This window comes from Synechococcus sp. LTW-G, from assembly GCF_054459035.1.
In genome coordinates this window covers 160,919-178,485 of sequence record NZ_JBTKYW010000001.1, presented here as the reverse complement: position 1 = coordinate 178,485, position 17,567 = coordinate 160,919, and the positions used below count along the sequence as shown (strand labels likewise).

The following is a 17,567-nucleotide window of genomic DNA, read 5'->3' as shown; positions in this document are numbered from 1 at the left end:
ACTGCCGGTAGCCTTCATCACCTGCATGTCTCTATGGGCTTAAACAAAGAACGCAGAACCCGCAATCGCAAGCGCCAGGTAGTCAAACATCCTTGCGTTCAAGACCCCGACCGCGAACTGCTGCAGTTCAACGTGCGCCTTGCCAAGGCCCGCCAGGCTCAGGCCGATACCAACCGGATTGAGCGCAAGGCCTTCCGTGAACACGCCCGCGTTGAGAACGCAGTGACGGCCTACGCACGGGAGCTCTGTGCCCGGCTTGAGGAACAGAGCTTTAGCCGCGGTCTCACCCTGCGGAGCATTCCGGAGTCCCGCGATGCGGTCCTGATCGTGCAGCTCAGCGATCTGCACTTCAACGAGCGGGTTGATCTCCCCTCCAATCGCTATGACTTCTCGATTGCCGCACAGCGCCTCGCCAAGCTGGCCAGCCGCGTCAAACAACTGGGCAAGAGCTACGGCGCCCGCAAGGTTGTGATCGCCTGTCTTGGCGATTTCCTCAACAGCGATCGTCGCCTGGATGAACTGCTGAGCAATGCCACGAATCGCTCCAAAGCCACCCTTTGTGCGGTGGATATCCTGCGGGCCTTTGTGCTCGACCTGCGCGAGCAATTCGAGATCGAGGTGTATGGCATCACCGGCAATGAAAGCCGCGTGAACAAAGAGCTCGGCTGGAGCGATGAACTTGCCAGCGATAGCTACGACCTGATGATCTACGAGATCCTCAAGCGCGGCTTTGCCGGCGCCGATGGCATTGCGTTCAAGGGCTTCCGGTCCAATGAACTGCTCTTTGAGGTCCTGGGCCGCACCTTCCTCTGCCTGCACGGCCACCAGATCGGCGCGAACGTGCAGAAGTCGGTTCAAGAGATCACCGGCAAGTACGCCGCCCAGGGCATCACGGTGGACTTCACCCTCTTTGGTCACCTGCACGCCAGCGCGATCGGCGACTACCACGCCCGCAACGCCTCCCTGGTGGGCAGCAACGCCTACTCAGAAGCAGGTCTGAACTTCTGCAGCAAGGCCGCCCAGAACGTCCATGTGGTGACACCCGGAACCATCGACGGGATGAAGGTCGACCTGCAGGACGTGTCCGGCATTGAGCCCTATCCCTTCGCTGCCGAATGGGAGGCCTACTGCCCCAAGAGCGAGCGCAAGCTCCACACCCCCTCTGTCGTCTATCAGGTCGTCGTCTGATGTCGCATCCCATCTCCACCCACGGCTGCTCCTGCCGCCAGCAACCTGAGCAACTCGATCTCCAGCGCACGCTGCTCCAGACGATCACGGGCCTGACGCAGCTGTTGAGCCAACTCAACCAGCCCACTGCGGCGGTGGCTCCGGTGGCGGTGCCAGCTCCCCGCGGCAACGGCCTTTGGGATGAGTTGTCGGTCGTTGAACTGCGTTCACTGCTGCGCAGCTATCCGATCGATCGCAGCTCGCTGCCGGCGCCGATCGAACTCCTGCGCCGCTCAGAACTGATCGAAGCCCTCCATCAGATCCAGACCATCGTCCGCTGAACACACCACAGAGAGATCTATGACTGCAACCTTGACCGCCCCTGTCCTTGGTGAACCCAGCCCCGGCTCAGCTGAGGCTCTCGTACTCCTGGCAGCAGCTGGTGTCCTCCCAGCCGAAGCTGGAGTGGAGGACCCTCGCTTCTCCGCCGAGTCCATCACCACCTGTGTCTCCCGCCTGCTTGAGGTGAAGCACCAGCAGGAGCTCTTGGCTCACGAGCAGAAAGAACTGAATGAACAACTGCGCCTGGCGCACCTGCGCGGTGATCTGCGCTCCCATCTGCCGGCCGGCAAAGACGGCCAGGGCTATCAGATCACTCCCGATCTGGTGCTCAACCGCCGCGCCGGCCGTAAGCAATGGAGCTATTCGATCGGCTGCAAAGAGATCGAGTGCCAGCTCAAGGCACGCCAGAGCTACGAACAGCAAATCGGGATCGCCAGCTACAGCGTCGGCGCGGCATTCTGGGACATCAGAGCCGGCAGGGGTTGACGCCTGACAGCAGACCTCTGGCTCTCCTCCGCCCTGGGCTATGGCTCGGGGCTTTTTGCTGTAGATGCCCCTCCTCAGGGCGACAAGAAGCAGCAGAGTTTCTATAACGCCCCCAGTGGATACGGCTGCCATGGGACTGCTCTACGAACTGCTGATCGACTCCGCCGATGGCACCACCACCGTGCGGATCGAGGCCGACAGCCGCGAGGAAGCACTGGGAAACGGCCAGGAGCTCTTCCCGGGCTGTCGCCTCGCACTGGTGAATCCCGAGCCGGGAGAACAGAACGGTTGATGTTGTAGAGCTGCCGTTGGGTTGGCAATCTCGGTGGTTCAGGCTCGCCTCGGCCTTGAGAACCAGAGACTCAGCCCGGAGAGGATCACCACCAGAGTGAAGATGCCGAGCAGAATCGAGTAGTACGGCTGCAGATTCAACGGTCCGAAGCGTCCGGTGTGAATCTTGAGTAGCCAGAAGGCATCCACGCCCTGCTCCAGCAGGAGGCTGTAAAGCGAGCCGCTGGCGGCCGTGAGCAACAGCGGTGCCGCTGCCAGTGGAACGAGCAGTCGATGCAACCGCCGAGCCCGGTGTTGCAGAGAGCGGGGCATGGGCGTCACTCCTCGCGCAGTTCCTTGTGCAGCATCGCTTCGTTGCTGCAGGGCATCCAGCGGCCGTTGTTGTCGTGCACCCCATCACAGCCGAGCTGCTTGGCCCGTTGCTCGGTCTCGGATCGGGTCGAGTAGAGCCCCTTGGAGTGGGCCCAGCTGGCTTGAGGAAGTAGCAGTGTGGCGCTGAGCAGCACTGTGACAATGGTGCAGCGCTGGGGGACTGGGCTGATCACAGTGAAAACAGAGCGTCGTACTTGTAGTAAGCCGGTTTGTTGAGACCGTCACGCCGAAGCATGCGGCGCAGCTCGATGATTTCGCGGCGCTGGGTCACGATGATCTGGCGCGCCAGCCGCAGGATTGTGGGGTTGGTGGATTTATCCAGGGCGTCGTGCGCCATCTCCAGTGCACCGCCGTGGTGCTGAATCATGCCCTCAAGAAACCAGTTCACCCGGGTTTCAGGGCTGGGGGCCGATCCGCTCATCTGCATCGCCGTGATCTGTGCGGCGCTCATCCGCCGCAGGGCTTCCAGGCTGTTGGGATTGCCACCGGGAGGCAGCATCACTGGATACACCGGAGCCTGGGGATACCAGGCTTTGCGCCACTGCCCCATCGCCTTGATCTCATTGCTCTGCTCATTCCAGATGCCGTTGGCCAGGGCTCCCACGCCCGGTGAACCAATGTTGAATACGAATTCACTCATGCGCAGCGCACCGATGTGGTGCTGCACCATGGCGTCGATCCAGCGCAGGTCGTAGGTGCTGCCTGCAGGGCCCACCGAATGGTCATGCCCATGGTGCGGCTGTTGGCTCGGTTGCCGTTGATGGTGGTCGTGGTTGTGATCGTGACCTGAGTGATCCATCGCCGGCTGTGCCACGGACACGGCCGGTAGCCAGAGGGAGGCAAAGGCAACCAGAGGAAGAAGGCGACGCAAGTCGGACAGCACGAGTCCAGATAGTGTCTGGTCTCCCCTTACAGGAGAGTCAATCCCCGTGACGGCTTCGGATGCGTTGCTCAAGATCGGTGCGGTGGCGGAGCGCAGTGGCGTTTCGGTGAAAACGATCCGCTTCTACTGCGACCAGGGCCTGCTCCAGCCGGTGGCGCGCTCTGATGGGCGCTACCGCCTGTTCGACGACTCGGTGTTTGCCGAGCTGGCCTTGATCCGCCGTCTGCGGGCCATGGATCTACCGCTGGCGACGGTTGGCACTGTGCTGGGTGCACGGCGATCCGGGATTTGCACCTGCAACGATCTCCAGGCCACGATCCGCGGCAAGTTCACCGAGATTCAGCAGCGCGTCCACGAACTACAGAGCCTGGAAGCCGAACTCAACACGATGCTGAACACCTGGGAGCGCTGCGGCGGCCGTTGATGCGTTGCGCGATCAGCGCAGTGCTCAGGCTTCGATCAAGATGTTGCCCATCATGCCGAGCTCCTCGTGATCGAGGATGTGGCAGTGATACACGCTCTTGCCAGCAAAGTCGCTGAAGCGGGTGCGCACGCGCACGGTTTCGCCAGGGCGCACCAGCACCACATCCCGCCAGGCCCGGTAGGGCTCAGGCCTGCCATTGCGGCTGATCACCTGCATCGGATTCACATGCAGATGGAAGGGGTGATCCATCACGCCTGTGTTCAGCAGCTCCCAGTCCTCTGTGTCTCCCAATTGCACGCGCGTGTCAATGCGCCCATGGTTGTAGCTCTGGCCGTTGATCAAAAAGGCCATGCCCATGCCTGGTGCCATGCCGTGATTCATCACAAATCGGCGCGTACGCAGCGGGCTGGGGAGCTCCTCCACCGCTAAGAGCTGCTGCGGCAGAGGCTGCGGCGCTACAACGCCATTGGTGCTCACCGTTGCGATGACATCAGCTTGTTCCTGGCCAGACACCGCTCTCCCCATACCCATGCCCATACCCATGCCCATACCCATGCCGCCCATCATTGGGCGCCCCAGGCGCCTGTAGGGGAGGTTGTTCAAGCGAAACCGACCACCTTCGGGAGCCACCTGCACCAACACATCGGCACGCTCGCCGGGCACCAGCAGCAACTCCTGCAACGGCAGTGGTTGCTCCAGTGCACCACCATCAGTGGCAATCAGATGCATGGTGTGACCCTCCAGCGCCAGTCGCCAGAAGCGGGCATTGGAGGCGTTGAGAAGGCGTAGGCGCAGCAAGCCGCCGGCTGTAACCTGCAGCTCGGGGTTCACCTGGCCGTTCACGCTCAGAATCGAGCCTTCTCGGCCAAGCATCACACCAGAACCGGAGCGCTGGTTGGCGGCTGGAAGATCCTTGAGCACAAGCACTTCTTCCTGGGCCGCCTGCACTTCAGGGACGCGATCGAGATCGCCTCTCACCAGCAGCGCACCACCCAGGCCACCAAACACCTGGTCAGCCACCGTTCCATGGTGATGGGGGTGGTAGTAGAAGAGGCCCGCCGGGTGATTGTCCGGCAAGGAGAAGCTGTAGCTCTGTCGCTGGCCAGGAGCAACCCTCAGGAACACATTGTCGGCTGCTCCGCTGGGTGGAATGTGCAGGCCGTGGTAGTGCAGATTCGTTGGCTGAGTCAGGCGGTTGTGCAGCTGGATCCGCACCGCATCACCAGGCTGCAGTTCAAGCTGGGGGCCAGGGAGTAAGCCGTTGTAGGTGAGTGCCCGTCCTGATGTGCCAGGGATGCTGATGGACGTTTCCTGCGCTACCAGATCCAGCTCCAGCAGGCCAGCTTGAGAGCGCACTGGCGACGTCGCCGCCGCGTTGATGCTCCTCCGTGGATCTGCGGCCCAGTCATGGCGCAGAGCCGCGACTGAGGCTGCTGCAGTGCCACCGGCTGCCAGGGCGAGAAAGGAGCGCCGGCTGATCACAACGCACCCCCAGAAGCAAGAGCCATCACTGGCTGAATCAACATCGCCAAACCCATCAGCCCCATGATCAGATTCTCAGCGAAGCTCACCACCCCCAGCGGTGTGCGGGAGTTGCCGCCCACGCAGGCACAGTTCAGTGCCAGGTGATCGACGAACACGGCTTTGCCGACGGAGACCATGCCCATCACACCGAGAAGCACTGCTGTCACGCCAATCACAGCTTCAAGGCCCATACTCTCGGCCGATTGCAGCATCCCAAGTCCCACCAATAGCTCAACAGCGGGATACAGTTTTCCCCAGGCCTGCCAACGCTGCGTGAGCAGGTCATATTTGCGGAAGCTTGCAGCGAATGCCGCAATATCCATCAGCTTGAGCATCGCCAACAGGCAGATCGCCAGGCCCATGTAGCCCCGGATTTCGCCCCCTAATGCCAGGTTGATCAACAGAGCGCTCAGGAACACAGCGATCACTGGTGCGTAGGACACCTCTGCTGTTTCCGCGGTGACACCAAGCCGTTTCGCCAGCTCGGTGTAGCCCCCAATGCGCTCCGCGCCGGCAAACACCTGCGGCGTGGTGGTCACACCGTGGGCATGCTTGAAGGCTTCCACCTCCGCCTGGCTGCGCAGAGGATGATCCTCAAACGGAATCCCCTGGGCGCGCAGGAGCTGAAGCGCGCGCTGCCCCCACGGACAGGCATGCTCGGGCGTCTCCATCCTGTATAGACGCACAGCGCTGAGTTCCGGCTTAGCCATCACCCTCCATCGTCTGGAAGGCTTGGGTCCGGCCGGATTCGGTGAAGGTGAACACCGTGTAGCTCTCTGTCTTGAACGGTGATTCCATGCCGGGCGAACCGAGCGGCATACCGGGTACGGCAATTCCGGCCACCTGTGGGCGTTCCTTCAGCAGCCGCTGAATCGCCGACACTGGAATATGACCCTCAACCGTGTAACCCCCAATCCGGGCGGTGTGACAGGACTGCAGCTGAGGTGGAACGCCGTAGCGCTGCTTGATGCTCGCAAGGTTGCTCGTCACGTAGTCCTTCACTGTGAAGCCGGCTTGCCTGAGGTGGTCCAGCCAGCCTTTGCAGCAGCCACAGCTTGGGGAGCGATAGGCGGAAACCACCGCAGGCACAGGTATGGCGGCGACTGGAGGCATCAACAGAGGCACAGGAGGACGGCGACTGCTTCCACCGTAAACACTCCAGTCGGTGGAGAGTCAATGGGGTGGCTCAGCCGCCGGAATCTCCAGGGAGAAGCAGCTGCCGCATCCAGTCCTGGAGTGCACCTGGATTGCTGCGCGATGGCGGACGGCGATGGCTTGCGCGATGGCCAGCCCCAGCCCACTGCCACCCTGGAGGCGTGAGCGAGACGGATCCAGTCGCGTGAAGCGATCAAAGATTCGGCCCTGCATCTCCTCAGCGATGCCAGGTCCGTTGTCGGTGATTGAAAGCTGGAAATGGCGACCCTGGTGCTTCAGGGAGACGTCGATCGCGCCACCTGCTGGGCTGTGCTGCATCGCGTTGCTCAGCAGATTGATCACAAGCCGGCTGAGTTCTGTCTCCGCCCCAAGCACCTTGGCACTGGACATCCATGACGTGTGAATCAGGCTCACCTGAGCAGCCGCAGCTGTCTCTGAAAAATCCTCCATCACATCGGCCGTGATCTCGGCGAGATCACACACCGTTGCCGGCTCCCGCTCGCAGGGTCGTTCAAGGCTGGCGAGCAACAACAGGTCGCCGATCAGGTTCTGCAGGCGCCGGCCCTGGACAAGCACCCGATCCCAGCTCTGGATTGACGGCTGTTCAGCCACCATGGAACGTGTGGGGCGTTCTGCCTCCACCAACGCCAAGAGATTGGCAAGAGGCGTGCGTAATTCGTGCGCGACGTCAGCGCTGAACTGCTCCTGACGCTGATAGGCCTCTAGCAGTGGTGCGATCGCCAATCCAGCCAGCCACCAGCTGGCCGCGCCGATCGCCAAGAGCGCACTCAGAAAGACACCATGACCCAACCACAACACCTGTTGGGCTTCCCGATCGAGATCGTTCAGGCTGCGTGAAATCTGGAGGAAGCCCCACACCGGTTCTCCGCTGCCGTTGGAGTGGTGGAGATGGATGGAATAGGTGAGCCAGCGCTGGCCGAATGCTTCTTGCGTGAGCTGCCAACCTTGATCCGCAGCTGGAGATACAGCCTCCGGAGTCCCGGGAGAGCTGGCGATCAGAGCACCGCTTTGATCGAGAACACGCAGCTTGTAGCGGTCGGGATCAGTGGCACTGATTACATGGCGTTCAACCAGTGAATCTGGTGCCTTGCAAGGCTCTCCTGCGATACAGAGGCCCGGCAGAACCGCAACGAGTGCGGATGTGGGCCGGGCTCTCTGCGGCAGGACAGGCTTAAGACTGTCGTGCAGGGTTCCGGCAAGAGCCTGCAGTTCACGTCGGATCGCACTCTCCTGGCTCTGCAGCAACAGCCTTCCCATCGCGAAACCCGCGCCGTATAGGAGTGCACCCATCACCAGCAAGGAGAGTCCCGCCAGCCTCAATCGAGCTTGAAACAACAGGCGATGCGCCGGCGTTCGGATGGTCATCACAGCAACACCGCAGCGTGCGGATTCAGCCGATACCCCTTACTCGGGACGGTTTCAATCGGGGAAGCAAGCCCATGAGCAGCAAGCTTGCGCCGCAGCAATCGCACTTGAGCTGCAACAACATTGCTGATGGGATCTTGCTGGAGATTCCACAGTTGGTTGCGCAAGCGAGAGCCTGAAATCACCTGACCTGGGTGATCCATGAGATAGCTCATCAGTTGCTGCTCTTTCGTGGACAGCTCAATACTCATCTCAGCTGTGGCTGTTGTCACGACCAGTTGCCCCGTGGCGAGATCCAGCCGGAAGCAGCCGGCTTCCAGGACTGGTGCGCGATAGCTGGGATGACGCCGCTGCAACGCCCGTACCCGTGCGAGAAGTTCCTCCATCGCAAATGGCTTGCTCAGATAGTCGTCCGCGCCGGCATCCAGCCCCTCGACCCGATCGGCTGTGTCGCCGCGTGCCGTCAGCAGCAAGAGCGGCAGCTCCAGGCCCCGCGATCGCGCTCGCCTACACAGATCGAGGCCGCTGAGGTCTGGGAGCATCCAATCGAAAATCCCCAGCTCATAGCGGGCCTGATCACTGCCAAGCAGCACCCAGGCGTCCTGGCCGCTGACGCAGTGATCCACCACATGCCCGTGGTCCTGCAGAACGGCCTGGATGGATCCCGCCAGATCCGTCTCGTCCTCCACTAACAGGATCCGCATGGGCATCAGAGTGGCGGATCAACGAGGCTCAGATCCTAGTGAGCGCAGCCGGTTTCATCTGTTTTTCATCCCGGTTGCGCCATCCTCCGCCCATCCACTGCTTCCTCAGGCCTTTGCTTCTACGAATCCTCCAGCTGGCGGGAAGCGCCAGCCTTGCTGCAACGGCTCTGCTGGCCTCCCCCATCGCAGCCCCCCTCGCTCTTGCCCATGTGGGCCATGGCGATGAGTTTCAGCAGCAGGGCGACGCACGCCAGGTGCGCCGCAACGCCGAAACCGATGCCCTGTTGGGGGTGGCCACGGCAACGCCGGAAGAAGGGCCGGATGGGCTCTCGGTTCCCTCCACTGCTCTAGTCGATGCGAATGGCAAGCCACTGCTGTTCGTGCAAACCCAGACCACCTACGACCCTGTTCTCGTGGTGACGGGTTCCAGACAGGGTGACCGGGTTGTGATCACCGAGGGCCTTGATCCCACCGACGAGGTGGTGATCTCTGGCGCCCTCTCGCTGTACGCCGAATCGAAGAAGACACCACAGGCTGAGCCGGCAGCAGATAACAAAGCTGCTGCGCCACAGGACAGCGCGACGGCGAGCCCGTCCGCTCTACCCATTCCCGCCCTGGCAGCTGGCGCGGTTGTCGTACTCACCGCTGGGGCTATCTGGCTGAACCGCCGCAGGAAGACGGATGCTTGAGCGGTTGCTCAACACAACGCTGCGGTTTTCGATCGCTCGCCGCTGGCTGATCGTTGCCGCAGCCATCGCCATCAGCCTCTGGGGCCTGCTGGCGGTGAGCCAGATGCCCCTGGATGTGTTTCCCCCCTTCGCGCCGCCGCAGGTGGATGTGCAAACCAGCGCCGCTGGGCTCTCACCGGAAGAAGTGGAAACCCGCATCACGCTGCCGATCGAATCGGCAGTGAATGGCATTGCCGGGGTGGAGACCGTGCGCTCCTCCTCCAAGCCGGGTTTGTCGATGGTGCAGGTGGTGTTCAACCAGAACGCCGACATCTACCGCGCCCGCCAATCCGTGGCGGAGCGGCTGCAACAGGTGAGCGCCCAGCTGCCCGCCAACGCCGACGCTCCCGAGGTCTCCCCACTGGTCTCGCCACTGGGCACGATCCTGCAGGTTGCCTTCACGGTGACCGGCGATGGCGCCACATCGCTCATGGATCTGCAGCAGCTGATCCTGCGCTCTTACCGCCAGTCAATCCTGGCGGTGCCCGGCGTCGCCCAGGTCACGATCTACGGCGGCGATGAGCAGCAGTTTCAGGTGCTGCTTGATCCCCAGGAGCTGCAGGCTCAGGCTGTCTCGCTCCAGGCGGTGATGGAGGGTGTTGGCTCGGCGATGGCTACCAGCCCTGGGGGCTTCCTGATCGGGGGTGGCCAGGAGCGGTTGATTCGCCCCCTGGCTCAGGTTACGCAGGTGAGTGATCTCGCCGATGCGGCGGTGCAGAGCGAGCAGGGACGCCCGGTACTGCTCTCCACCTTGGGCCAGGTGAAGCGCGGTGTGGCGCTCAAACGCGGTGATGCCAGTTTCAACGGAAATCCCGCCGTTGTGCTGATGGTGATCAAGCAGCCCGATGTGGATACACCCACCGTGACTCGGGCGGTGGAGCAGCGGCTGACTGAGTTGAACCGCACGCTGCCTAACGATGTACAGGTCCAGACCACATTTCGTCAGAGCAATTTCATCGATAGTGCCATCCGCAATGTGAGCGAGTCGCTGCTCCAGGGGGTGGTGATCGTTTCGGTGGTGATCGTGCTGTTTCTCATGAACTGGCGCGCCGCCGTGATCAGCCTCAGCGCCATTCCGCTGTCACTGCTGATTGGCCTGATGTTGATGAAGAGCCTGGGCCTGGGCATCAACACCATGACCCTGGGTGGGCTGGTGGTGGCGATCGGTTCGGTGGTCGACGACTCGATCGTCGACATGGAGAACTGCTATCGGGGGCTGCGCCGCAACCGGGCCAGCGACACGCCCAAATCGCCCCTGCAGGTGGTGTTCGACACCTCGGTAGAGGTGCGCCAGCCCGTGCTGTTCTCCACCGTGATCATCGTGGTGGTGTTTGCGCCGATCTTTTCGCTCACCGGCGTAGAAGGGCGCATCTTTGCGCCGATGGGCCTGGCTTATCTTCTCTCCATCGCGGCCTCCACATTGGTGGCGGTGACCCTGTCACCCGCGTTGTGCGCGATCCTGCTTGCGCCTGCGGAGCTGCCAGAGGAGAACACCTGGCTGGCTAACCAGGCCGAGCGGCTCTACCGCCCGATCCTGGATCTAGTCCTGCGCTCACCCCAGCGGGTGCTGGCGATCGCACTGGCCCTGATCGTGGCAACCACCCTGATCTTGCCGGCCTTGGGGCGGGTCTTTCTTCCGGAATTCCGCGAAAAGTCATTGGTGAATTCGATGGTGTTGTATCCAGGTGTGTCGTTGGAGATGACCAACCGAGCGGGGCTTGCACTGACCCGTTCCCTGCAAGACAACCCTTTGTTTGAGTGGGTGCAGGTGCGCACGGGCCGCGCTCCCGGTGATGCCGATGGGGCCGGCGTGAACCTGGCTCATGTGGATGTGGAACTGAGCGATCAAGCCATGGCCAATCGGCCCGCTGCCATCGCCGAGCTGCGGCAAGCCTTTCTTAAGCTTCCCGGCGTAGCTCCCAACATCGGCGGCTTCATCTCCCATCGGATGGATGAAGTGCTCTCGGGGGTGCGCAGTGCCATTGCAATCAAGATCTACGGCACCGATTTAGGCGAACTGCGCCGCATCGGTGAGGCGGTGGAGAAGGCCATCAAACCCATTGATGGAGTGGTGGATCTGCAGTTGGAACCGCAGCTGCCGATTCCCCAGGTGCAGATCCACTACGACCGCCCGCTCGCGGCGGCGCTCGGGCTCACGGTGGAGGAGCTGTCGCAAGCAGTGGAGATCGCGCTCAACGGCAAGGTGGTGGGCCACGTGGTGGAAGGGGGTGTGCGCAGCGATGTGCTCGTGCAGCTTCAGGAGAATGCTCGCCAGAACCTGGAGGCCATCCGCTCGTTGCCGGTGGCCTTCAGCAATGGCATGACCGTTCCTCTCGGCAGTGTTGCCTGGGTTGAGGAAGGTCTGGGGGCCAACATCGTCAACCGAGAAGATGTTTCCCGCTTGATTGTGGTCTCGGCCAATGTCAACGGTCGGCCCCTTGGCAGTGTGGTGAAAGATATTCAGCGCACCATCACCCGGGATGTGCGTTTACCTCAGGGCTACACCATTCGCTATGGCGGTCAATTTGAATCAGAAGAGCGGGCAACCGCGTCTCTGGTCTTCTACAGCGCTGTTGCCGCAGTGGTGATCGGTGTGCTGATGGTGATTTCGGTGAAATCAGTGCCCGCCACAGTGGCGATCATGCTCAACCTGCCCCTGGCCCTGATCGGAGGTGTGGTGGCGGTGTTGCTCACGGGAGGAGTGCTATCGATCGCCTCGTTGATCGGCTTCATCACGCTGTTTGGCATCGCCGTGCGCAATGGGTTGTTGCTGGTGGACAACTACAACCGCCGCCACGGCGCAGGGCAACCCCTGGGCGAGGTGATCCGTGAGGGAAGCCTGGAGCGCCTCAACGCCATCCTGATGACAGCCCTCTCCTCGGCACTCGGAGCCTTGCCTCTTGCACTCGCTTTCGGGGCCGGGAATGAAATCCTGCAACCGTTGGCTGTGGTGGTGCTCGGTGGATTGATCACCTCCACGGCCCTGACCCTGCTGGTGCTCCCGGCGCTCTATGCACGCTTTGGCCATTGGCTGCTGCCCGCCCGCGACGGTTCGGCGTCGTCTCTTGCCTCTCTCCCGTCATGAACCTGAGCCTTAACCACCTCACGCATCACCTGCGCCAACCCGGCGTGCTTCTTCCTCTGGCGATCTCCGCATCTCTGCTGGTTGGAATCGGTGTGGGTCGCCAGAGCAGCCGGCCGGTCTCTGCGCCATCGGTTGCGGCGATGGACCGTGCGGATGCCAATGGCAGCGTGGCTCTCAGCGAAGACCAGCTTCGGCGATTGGGATTGACCACTGTTCGCCCCGAACTGAGCTCGGGCACGGAACGTCCGATCACTGGTTTTGTTGAAGCAGCAACATCGTCGCGCTCAAGCGTGGGGATGCCTGTGGCGGGACGTGTTTTACGTCTGATGGTGTCACCGGGCACCCGTGTTCGTGCTGGCGAACCGATCGCAGAAGTCCAAAGCGCTGATGCGGCTGCTGTACGCGCCGATGCCGATGCAGCGCAGGCCACGGCGCACTCGCTCGCATACCTGTACCGCCTTGCCGAACCCATGGCACGGCAAGGTGCACTCTCGACCCAGGAGCTGGAAAGCCGCCGCATCGCCAGCGTTACAGCCGCGACGACAGCCAGGGCAGCCGCTGCCAAGGCTTCAGCGCTAGGGAAGCCTGATGATTCAGGGCGTCTGTTGATTCGCAGTCCAATTGCCGGTCAGGTCACTGCTGTGAGCACCTCACCCGGTGCCGTCCTGTCTGTGGGGGAAGACGTGGCCCAGATCAGTGATGTCACAGGGGGTGAGCTTCGCTTCCTCGTGTCACCGGGACTCGCCACGAACATCAGGACCGGACAGCTGCTGCGCGTTCGAGCGGGAGCTCAGACGCTGCAGGCACGGGTGATCGCTGTGGCACCTGATGCGCAAACCGCCGGGCGCGTGATGCTGCTCCGCGCGCAACCTATTGATGCTCAACTCCCACCGATCGGAACAGCTATCACGGCCTTTGTGCAGATCCCATCCTCCGAGCAACGGTTCATTGTTCCGCAGGATTCCATTGCCCTGATCAATGGATCACCGGTGGTCTTTCGCTATCAACGGGGGGCTGTGGAACAGGTTGCTGTGGTGGTGGCCCAGCAAACGGCGGGGCAAGCGGAAATCCTTCAGGGTGTTCGTCAAGGTGATGTGCTCCTGAGAGGCAACACGCAGATGTTGCGCAACGCACTGGATGCTTCCAAGGACAGCAGCCAGAACTGAGTGAAGTTCAGCAACCCGATCAAACCGATGGCATCCTTGAGATGCGGTCAACTCTCTGGCTTCGCTGCGGCCGTGCTGTTCGGATGCAGCGCCCCACTGATCAGTACGTTCACGGCCAGCGGTTCGTCCCTGAGCATTGCCGGGTTGCTCTACGCAGGGGCGACTCTGGCTCTGGCGATTGTTCGGCTGATGAAAGGCCGAACCCAGGATGAAAGCCCCCTCCAACGGCGTGATGCGCCTGCCTTGGCTGGGTTGATCCTTCTGGGCGGGATCGTCGGGCCCGTTGCCCTGGTTCACGGCCTGGCGCGGTTACCAGCCGCATCGAGTTCACTGTTGCTCAACCTTGAGACCGTCTTCACCCTGGCCATCGCTGTTCTGGTGGGGCGTGAACATCTCGGCAAACGCGGCGCTGCGGCAGCAGCGCTCACCATCGCTGGGGCCATCGTTCTTTCGGATGGATCACTCGGCGGTGTCAATGCCACCGGAGCTGCCCTGATCGCTCTGGCGACCCTGGCCTGGGGGATCGACAACAACCTCAGCCAACGCCTGAGTCTGCGCGATCCGATTCAGATTGCCACCGTCAAGGCACTGGGTGCATCGCTCCATGCTCGTTCTTGCCTGGGTCCTGGGGCATCCCTTTCCACCTGCCACCGTCTGCGCGGCCTTGCTGCTTGTCGGTGCACTGGGCTACGGCCTTTCGATCTGGCTGGATCTCCTGGCGTTGCGGGATCTGGGTGCAGCGCGGGAAGCCGTGATCTTTTCCACAGCGCCTTTTGTGGGCGCCTTGTTTGCGCTTGTGGTGCTGCGTGATTCCTTCACGCTGAACCTGAGTGTTGCCGCCGGATTGATGGGGTCAGGCGTCGTTCTATTGCTGAGGGAAGAACACAGCCACTGGCATCAGCATCATGCGCTGCGCCACGACCATCGCCACTGCCATGACCTAGCAGCAGGCGATCTCCACCACGAGCACGAGCACAGCCCGCAGGAGCTCGAGGGGATGGACACCGATCACCCCTTCTGGCATGCCCATGAACACGAGCATTCCCAAACCGCCCATGCACACCCGCATGTGAGCGATGTTCACCACAGGCATCCACATTGAACAAGCACCATGCCACCAGAAACCCCCGAGCAATGCCCGAGGGTCAAGGGTGAATCACCATTCCAATGGCAATGATCGGTCGAAGCTGCTGGCGTTGGCACCTGGGGCCGAACGTTCCAGGTGTGGGTTGCTTTGATCTCCTGGGGCACCTGTGGCGGCGCAAACGGAGTGTCGATCAGTCAGGCGTACAGAGTGAGGCGGCTTTTGATGCCCTTCCTCGACATGCCCGGCTGAACGACCCGCCCACGGTTGGGTGAAGACTGTTGGAGCAGGGGCCTGCAGTCAGCGTGCTTCTTGTGCTGCTCGGGTGGGGTGTCAGCCATCGGTGGCGCCTCCTTGTGTTGGTCTCTCCAGATTCACTGACCCTGCGGGCATCTGCAATCCGAGTAAGCACCCATTGCCTCGCGGTCGCTGGTGCACAAGAGTTGAGGTTTGGACAGTGGATTGCGGACGGAACCCTTCTGGGTTGTTTCCTCGTCCCGCATGGACTTTTTCAAGCGTCTCGTTCTTGGTGCCAGGGCTCTACTGCCCCTGGTCACCCCCCATCTCCCCCAGGCCTCGGCGCCTTGTCAGCACACCCTCGAGGCCTTCGAGCAGGGTGACTGGCTCGCTGAGCTGGACCTACTGCAATTGGGTCAGAGCCTGCAGCTCAAGGCACTGCGCTGCGGCGGCTACGACGGCCATGCCTTTGACCTGATGGTCGCCATCGCCGATGTACTGGAGGCCGATCACGGCTGGAATTTTGAGCAATCGGAGGCCTGGCTGACGCGGATGGGGCTGTGGGAGGAGGAAATCTAGACCTCGTCTTGACTGCCTCTGCCCCGCGCGCGTCAAGGTCCATTCGCGTCCAATCTCGCTGTGATCGCAATTCCTTTCTTTTGACGTTTGGCTGGTCTCCGTGCGCTGATGGGTCGGTGCTTTTTCTGAGGTGGTGGTTGGCTGAGGTTCCTGATGCAATGGCACCACACATCAGTGTGGAAAACCAAATGCCGGCCGATCTCTTCGACGCGATGGTTTCTTTCATTGAGCGCCACCCCCATGTGATCAATACCGGCTGATGCAATCGGCCGTTTCCGGATTCCTCTTTCAGCAGGGCTGCCAAGAGAACCCGGTCGTGCGTCACTACCTCGACGGGCTCTTCCGCAAGCCAGATGAAGTCACCCGTTAGCCCGCTGAGGTCGATACCAGACCCGCCGCTTTCAGCTTGCGGGCCATCTCCAGAAGATCCGGTGTGATGTCATCCGGTAGCGCCACTGGTGCGGTGTGGGACTGGATCGCGTTCACCGCCACCCCCTGACCTCTGCGTCGCTGCAGCGCTTCCTTACGCCGACTGGAGCTCAGCCAGCGGAGATAGATGCGGCGATGCACATCCACGCCATGGCCCATCCAGGTGGCCATGTCGTCGTCAAAAGCCTCCGCTGTCTCGACCGAGGTGGCACAGCGAATGGCGTAGGCGTGACGCAGGTCATACGGCCGAACCCAATCCATCCCTTCTCCGTCCGCGATCGGGGCCCAAAGCTTCTGCAGACCCTTCCGCTGGAATTCCTTGTAGAGGGAGTTGGAGACGGCCACATTGTTCACGGCGATTTTCACGCCGGAGACCTCGGCAAAGCGCACCGTCCAGCGCGCATTGAGCTGGCCGTGGACGTGCTCCCAGTTCTCCCTTAGGCCGTAGCGCTCCACCCAGGCCTCCGGGACTGCCGGCGCGAAATGCTCGCCGGTCTTCGTCTTCATGTCGCCGGGAATGCTGATCCAGCCCTGGCGATCGATCCCCTCGGCGTGCCAGAGCTCGTGGGGACGGAGGCCGTAGGTGGCGATACAGCCGAACACCCATTGGTGAAATGGCTCCAGGCGGTCCAGCCAGTGCTGGAGGTCCTCATCAGTCGGAATGACCCGCACCCGCATTGAGGACGCCTTGCGGATCTTCTCCGCGGCCCCTTTGGGTCGCATGTCTCTGAGGCGTTGCAGCTCGGCCGTCAGGTCCATCTGCCCACTGCGATGAATCTGGGAGAGCGTCTCGATTCGACGGTTGAAGCTCTTGAGCTGGAGGCGTGGGTCGTGTTCCAGCACCCAGGCCTGAAGTCGCCTGGCTTCGACGGGGCCTCTGAACTGGGCAATCCTCTTGCGCAGATCATTGATGGAGTGGGCCCGGCTGCCCTCTTTGCAGATCCGAAGCTTGATATCGGCAATGCAGGCCTCCGCCAGCTCGGACCAGTCAGACCCGCTGGCAACAGTTCGGCGGCTCTGTGGCGTCGGCCAACTGCCTTGCCGATGGCCCTGGATGCAGAGATCGCGTGCTTCCTCGATGTCGTCTCGACTGCACCAGCGCTTCGGCTTGAGCGAGAACTCGTTGACCTTACGACCGCCTTCCATCTCGCGTACGTAGATGTATGGGCTGGCTGCATGCCTACGCAGCCGGAAGCGCGAGTGGCGGATCTTCAGCTCATGGACGCACTGTTCCCAGAAGGGGGCAGGTTGCAAACCGGTCTCACTCATGGCTCGGGTGCGCCGCAGGACCCTGTGAGTGTTCCCCAGAAACGTGCTGAGTAGTCAGCACGTTTTGGCTACAAGCAGCCCCAAGTCGTCACAAGTGGCTCAGAATGGTCCCGGCTGTGGAATCCCTGAAAACCCAGTCCCAGACAGCAAAAAGCCCCGCCGAAGCGAGGCAATAAGCGATGGCTCGGGGGAGACTTGAACTCCCGACCTTGGGGTTATGAATCCCACGCTCTAACCAGCTGAGCTACCGAGCCGC

General features: G+C 61.9%; 21 protein-coding genes, 1 tRNA gene and 1 pseudogene. 13 read left to right on the top strand and 10 right to left on the bottom strand.

From position 1 onward, the window contains the following. Positions 1–132: 132 nt before the first annotated feature. The 4 genes from ACXIQ9_RS00990 (at position 133) to ACXIQ9_RS00975 (ending at position 2,287) form a co-directional block, all read left to right on the top strand. Entirely contained in the window at positions 133–1,188 is a 1,056-nt protein-coding gene (locus ACXIQ9_RS00990; RefSeq protein WP_296414991.1) for a hypothetical protein, read from the top strand. Further along, positions 1,188–1,508 (top strand): hypothetical protein, encoded by a 321-nt coding sequence (locus ACXIQ9_RS00985; RefSeq protein WP_240789403.1) that lies wholly within the window; start codon positions 1,188–1,190, stop codon positions 1,506–1,508. The genes ACXIQ9_RS00990 and ACXIQ9_RS00985 overlap by 1 nt, the downstream gene beginning before the upstream one ends. Before the next feature lie 31 nt (positions 1,509–1,539). Next, the gene (locus ACXIQ9_RS00980; RefSeq protein WP_247478407.1) at positions 1,540–1,995 is read left to right on the top strand and encodes a BAR domain-containing protein; all 456 of its coding nucleotides are present in this window, start codon (positions 1,540–1,542) and stop codon (positions 1,993–1,995) included. 130 nt (positions 1,996–2,125) lie between these two features. Then, on the top strand, positions 2,126–2,287 hold the full coding sequence (locus tag ACXIQ9_RS00975; protein WP_161971436.1) for a hypothetical protein: 162 nt from the start codon (positions 2,126–2,128) through the stop codon (positions 2,285–2,287). 38 nt (positions 2,288–2,325) lie between these two features. On the opposite strand, the gene ACXIQ9_RS00970 is transcribed toward ACXIQ9_RS00975, so the two are convergent. The 3 genes from ACXIQ9_RS00970 to ACXIQ9_RS00960 are packed head-to-tail and all read right to left on the bottom strand — an operon-like array spanning position 2,326 to position 3,538. Then, positions 2,326–2,598 carry a hypothetical protein gene (locus tag ACXIQ9_RS00970; protein ID WP_247478408.1) on the bottom strand — a complete coding sequence of 91 codons (273 nt, stop codon included), beginning with the start codon at positions 2,596–2,598 and terminating at the stop codon, positions 2,326–2,328. 5 nt (positions 2,599–2,603) lie between these two features. Next, a complete protein-coding gene (locus tag ACXIQ9_RS00965; RefSeq protein ID WP_296415000.1) occupies positions 2,604–2,831 on the bottom strand; it encodes a DUF3721 domain-containing protein in 228 nt (75 codons plus the stop codon). Beyond that, on the bottom strand, positions 2,828–3,538 hold the full coding sequence (locus ACXIQ9_RS00960; RefSeq protein WP_459015776.1) for a DUF305 domain-containing protein: 711 nt from the start codon (positions 3,536–3,538) through the stop codon (positions 2,828–2,830). Before ACXIQ9_RS00960 ends, ACXIQ9_RS00965 begins: the two co-directional genes overlap by 4 nt. Positions 3,539–3,587: 49 nt before the next feature. Between ACXIQ9_RS00960 and ACXIQ9_RS00955 the strand changes: the two genes are divergently transcribed. Then, positions 3,588–3,965 carry a MerR family transcriptional regulator gene (locus tag ACXIQ9_RS00955; protein ID WP_236629518.1) on the top strand — a complete coding sequence of 126 codons (378 nt, stop codon included), beginning with the start codon at positions 3,588–3,590 and terminating at the stop codon, positions 3,963–3,965. A gap of 24 nt (positions 3,966–3,989) precedes the next feature. On the opposite strand, the gene ACXIQ9_RS00950 is transcribed toward ACXIQ9_RS00955, so the two are convergent. The 5 genes from ACXIQ9_RS00950 to rppA form a co-directional block, all read right to left on the bottom strand. Then, positions 3,990–5,321: a multicopper oxidase family protein gene (locus ACXIQ9_RS00950; RefSeq protein ID WP_459015031.1), complete on the bottom strand. Its 1,332-nt coding sequence runs from the start codon at positions 5,319–5,321 to the stop codon at positions 3,990–3,992. Positions 5,322–5,443: 122 nt separating this feature from the next. Beyond that, positions 5,444–6,199 (bottom strand): MauE/DoxX family redox-associated membrane protein, encoded by a 756-nt coding sequence (locus tag ACXIQ9_RS00945; protein ID WP_115070382.1) that lies wholly within the window; start codon positions 6,197–6,199, stop codon positions 5,444–5,446. After that, complete coding sequence (locus ACXIQ9_RS00940) at positions 6,192–6,602, bottom strand: DUF411 domain-containing protein (protein ID WP_459015029.1); 411 nt, start codon at positions 6,600–6,602, stop codon at positions 6,192–6,194. The genes ACXIQ9_RS00945 and ACXIQ9_RS00940 overlap by 8 nt, the downstream gene beginning before the upstream one ends. Before the next feature lie 60 nt (positions 6,603–6,662). Next, positions 6,663–8,030, bottom strand: a complete 1,368-nt coding sequence (gene rppB / locus ACXIQ9_RS00935) for a two-component system sensor histidine kinase RppB (protein ID WP_131592644.1) — start codon at positions 8,028–8,030, stop codon at positions 6,663–6,665. Then, positions 8,030–8,734, bottom strand: coding sequence for a two-component system response regulator RppA (gene rppA / locus ACXIQ9_RS00930; protein ID WP_115070524.1), 705 nt, complete (start codon positions 8,732–8,734; stop codon positions 8,030–8,032). Before rppA ends, rppB begins: the two co-directional genes overlap by 1 nt. A 113-nt stretch (positions 8,735–8,847) precedes the next feature. Here rppA and ACXIQ9_RS00925 point away from each other — a divergent pair, with 113 nt between their 5' ends. The 8 genes and pseudogenes from ACXIQ9_RS00925 (at position 8,848) to ACXIQ9_RS00890 (ending at position 15,983) form a co-directional block, all read left to right on the top strand. Next, positions 8,848–9,423, top strand: coding sequence for an efflux RND transporter periplasmic adaptor subunit (locus tag ACXIQ9_RS00925; protein ID WP_236629517.1), 576 nt, complete (start codon positions 8,848–8,850; stop codon positions 9,421–9,423). Beyond that, positions 9,416–12,547: an efflux RND transporter permease subunit gene (locus ACXIQ9_RS00920; protein ID WP_459015026.1), complete on the top strand. Its 3,132-nt coding sequence runs from the start codon at positions 9,416–9,418 to the stop codon at positions 12,545–12,547. Before ACXIQ9_RS00925 ends, ACXIQ9_RS00920 begins: the two co-directional genes overlap by 8 nt. Continuing rightward, on the top strand, positions 12,544–13,713 hold the full coding sequence (locus tag ACXIQ9_RS00915) for an efflux RND transporter periplasmic adaptor subunit (RefSeq protein WP_115070378.1): 1,170 nt from the start codon (positions 12,544–12,546) through the stop codon (positions 13,711–13,713). The genes ACXIQ9_RS00920 and ACXIQ9_RS00915 overlap by 4 nt, the downstream gene beginning before the upstream one ends. A gap of 27 nt (positions 13,714–13,740) precedes the next feature. Further along, positions 13,741–14,106, top strand: a pseudogene (locus ACXIQ9_RS00910) (EamA family transporter); the annotation flags it as partial. A 211-nt stretch (positions 14,107–14,317) separates the two neighbouring features. Further along, positions 14,318–14,815, top strand: a complete 498-nt coding sequence (locus ACXIQ9_RS00905) for an EamA family transporter (RefSeq protein ID WP_459015024.1) — start codon at positions 14,318–14,320, stop codon at positions 14,813–14,815. A 483-nt stretch (positions 14,816–15,298) separates the two neighbouring features. Beyond that, complete coding sequence (locus ACXIQ9_RS00900) at positions 15,299–15,613, top strand: hypothetical protein (RefSeq protein ID WP_240789248.1); 315 nt, start codon at positions 15,299–15,301, stop codon at positions 15,611–15,613. Positions 15,614–15,750: 137 nt separating this feature from the next. Beyond that, complete coding sequence (locus ACXIQ9_RS00895; RefSeq protein WP_370318271.1) at positions 15,751–15,873, top strand: hypothetical protein; 123 nt, start codon at positions 15,751–15,753, stop codon at positions 15,871–15,873. After that, on the top strand, positions 15,873–15,983 hold the full coding sequence (locus tag ACXIQ9_RS00890) for a DUF2811 domain-containing protein (protein ID WP_370318272.1): 111 nt from the start codon (positions 15,873–15,875) through the stop codon (positions 15,981–15,983). Before ACXIQ9_RS00895 ends, ACXIQ9_RS00890 begins: the two co-directional genes overlap by 1 nt. Here the strand turns inward: ACXIQ9_RS00890 and ACXIQ9_RS00885 are convergent. Beyond that, positions 15,980–17,311 (bottom strand): hypothetical protein, encoded by a 1,332-nt coding sequence (locus ACXIQ9_RS00885; protein ID WP_459015021.1) that lies wholly within the window; start codon positions 17,309–17,311, stop codon positions 15,980–15,982. The two genes, ACXIQ9_RS00890 and ACXIQ9_RS00885, sit on opposite strands and share 4 nt — an antisense overlap. Positions 17,312–17,491: 180 nt before the next feature. Beyond that, a tRNA-Met gene (locus ACXIQ9_RS00880) sits at positions 17,492–17,565 on the bottom strand. Between the last annotated feature and the right edge of the window lie 2 nt (positions 17,566–17,567).

Coding starts and splice junctions, on each gene's coding strand:
- rppB (WP_131592644.1), bottom strand. CDS start 8,030: ATGACCATCCGAACGCCGGCGCATCGCCTGTTGTTTCAAGCTCGATTG.
- ACXIQ9_RS00905 (WP_459015024.1), top strand. CDS start 14,318: ATGCTCGTTCTTGCCTGGGTCCTGGGGCATCCCTTTCCACCTGCCACC.
- ACXIQ9_RS00945 (WP_115070382.1), bottom strand. CDS start 6,199: ATGGCTAAGCCGGAACTCAGCGCTGTGCGTCTATACAGGATGGAGACG.
- ACXIQ9_RS00975 (WP_161971436.1), top strand. CDS start 2,126: ATGGGACTGCTCTACGAACTGCTGATCGACTCCGCCGATGGCACCACC.
- ACXIQ9_RS00920 (WP_459015026.1), top strand. CDS start 9,416: ATGCTTGAGCGGTTGCTCAACACAACGCTGCGGTTTTCGATCGCTCGC.
- ACXIQ9_RS00900 (WP_240789248.1), top strand. CDS start 15,299: ATGGACTTTTTCAAGCGTCTCGTTCTTGGTGCCAGGGCTCTACTGCCC.
- ACXIQ9_RS00885 (WP_459015021.1), bottom strand. CDS start 17,311: ATGAGTGAGACCGGTTTGCAACCTGCCCCCTTCTGGGAACAGTGCGTC.
- ACXIQ9_RS00970 (WP_247478408.1), bottom strand. CDS start 2,598: ATGCCCCGCTCTCTGCAACACCGGGCTCGGCGGTTGCATCGACTGCTC.
- ACXIQ9_RS00890 (WP_370318272.1), top strand. CDS start 15,873: ATGCAATCGGCCGTTTCCGGATTCCTCTTTCAGCAGGGCTGCCAAGAG.
- ACXIQ9_RS00985 (WP_240789403.1), top strand. CDS start 1,188: ATGTCGCATCCCATCTCCACCCACGGCTGCTCCTGCCGCCAGCAACCT.
- ACXIQ9_RS00940 (WP_459015029.1), bottom strand. CDS start 6,602: ATGCCTCCAGTCGCCGCCATACCTGTGCCTGCGGTGGTTTCCGCCTAT.
- rppA (WP_115070524.1), bottom strand. CDS start 8,734: ATGCGGATCCTGTTAGTGGAGGACGAGACGGATCTGGCGGGATCCATC.
- ACXIQ9_RS00915 (WP_115070378.1), top strand. CDS start 12,544: ATGAACCTGAGCCTTAACCACCTCACGCATCACCTGCGCCAACCCGGC.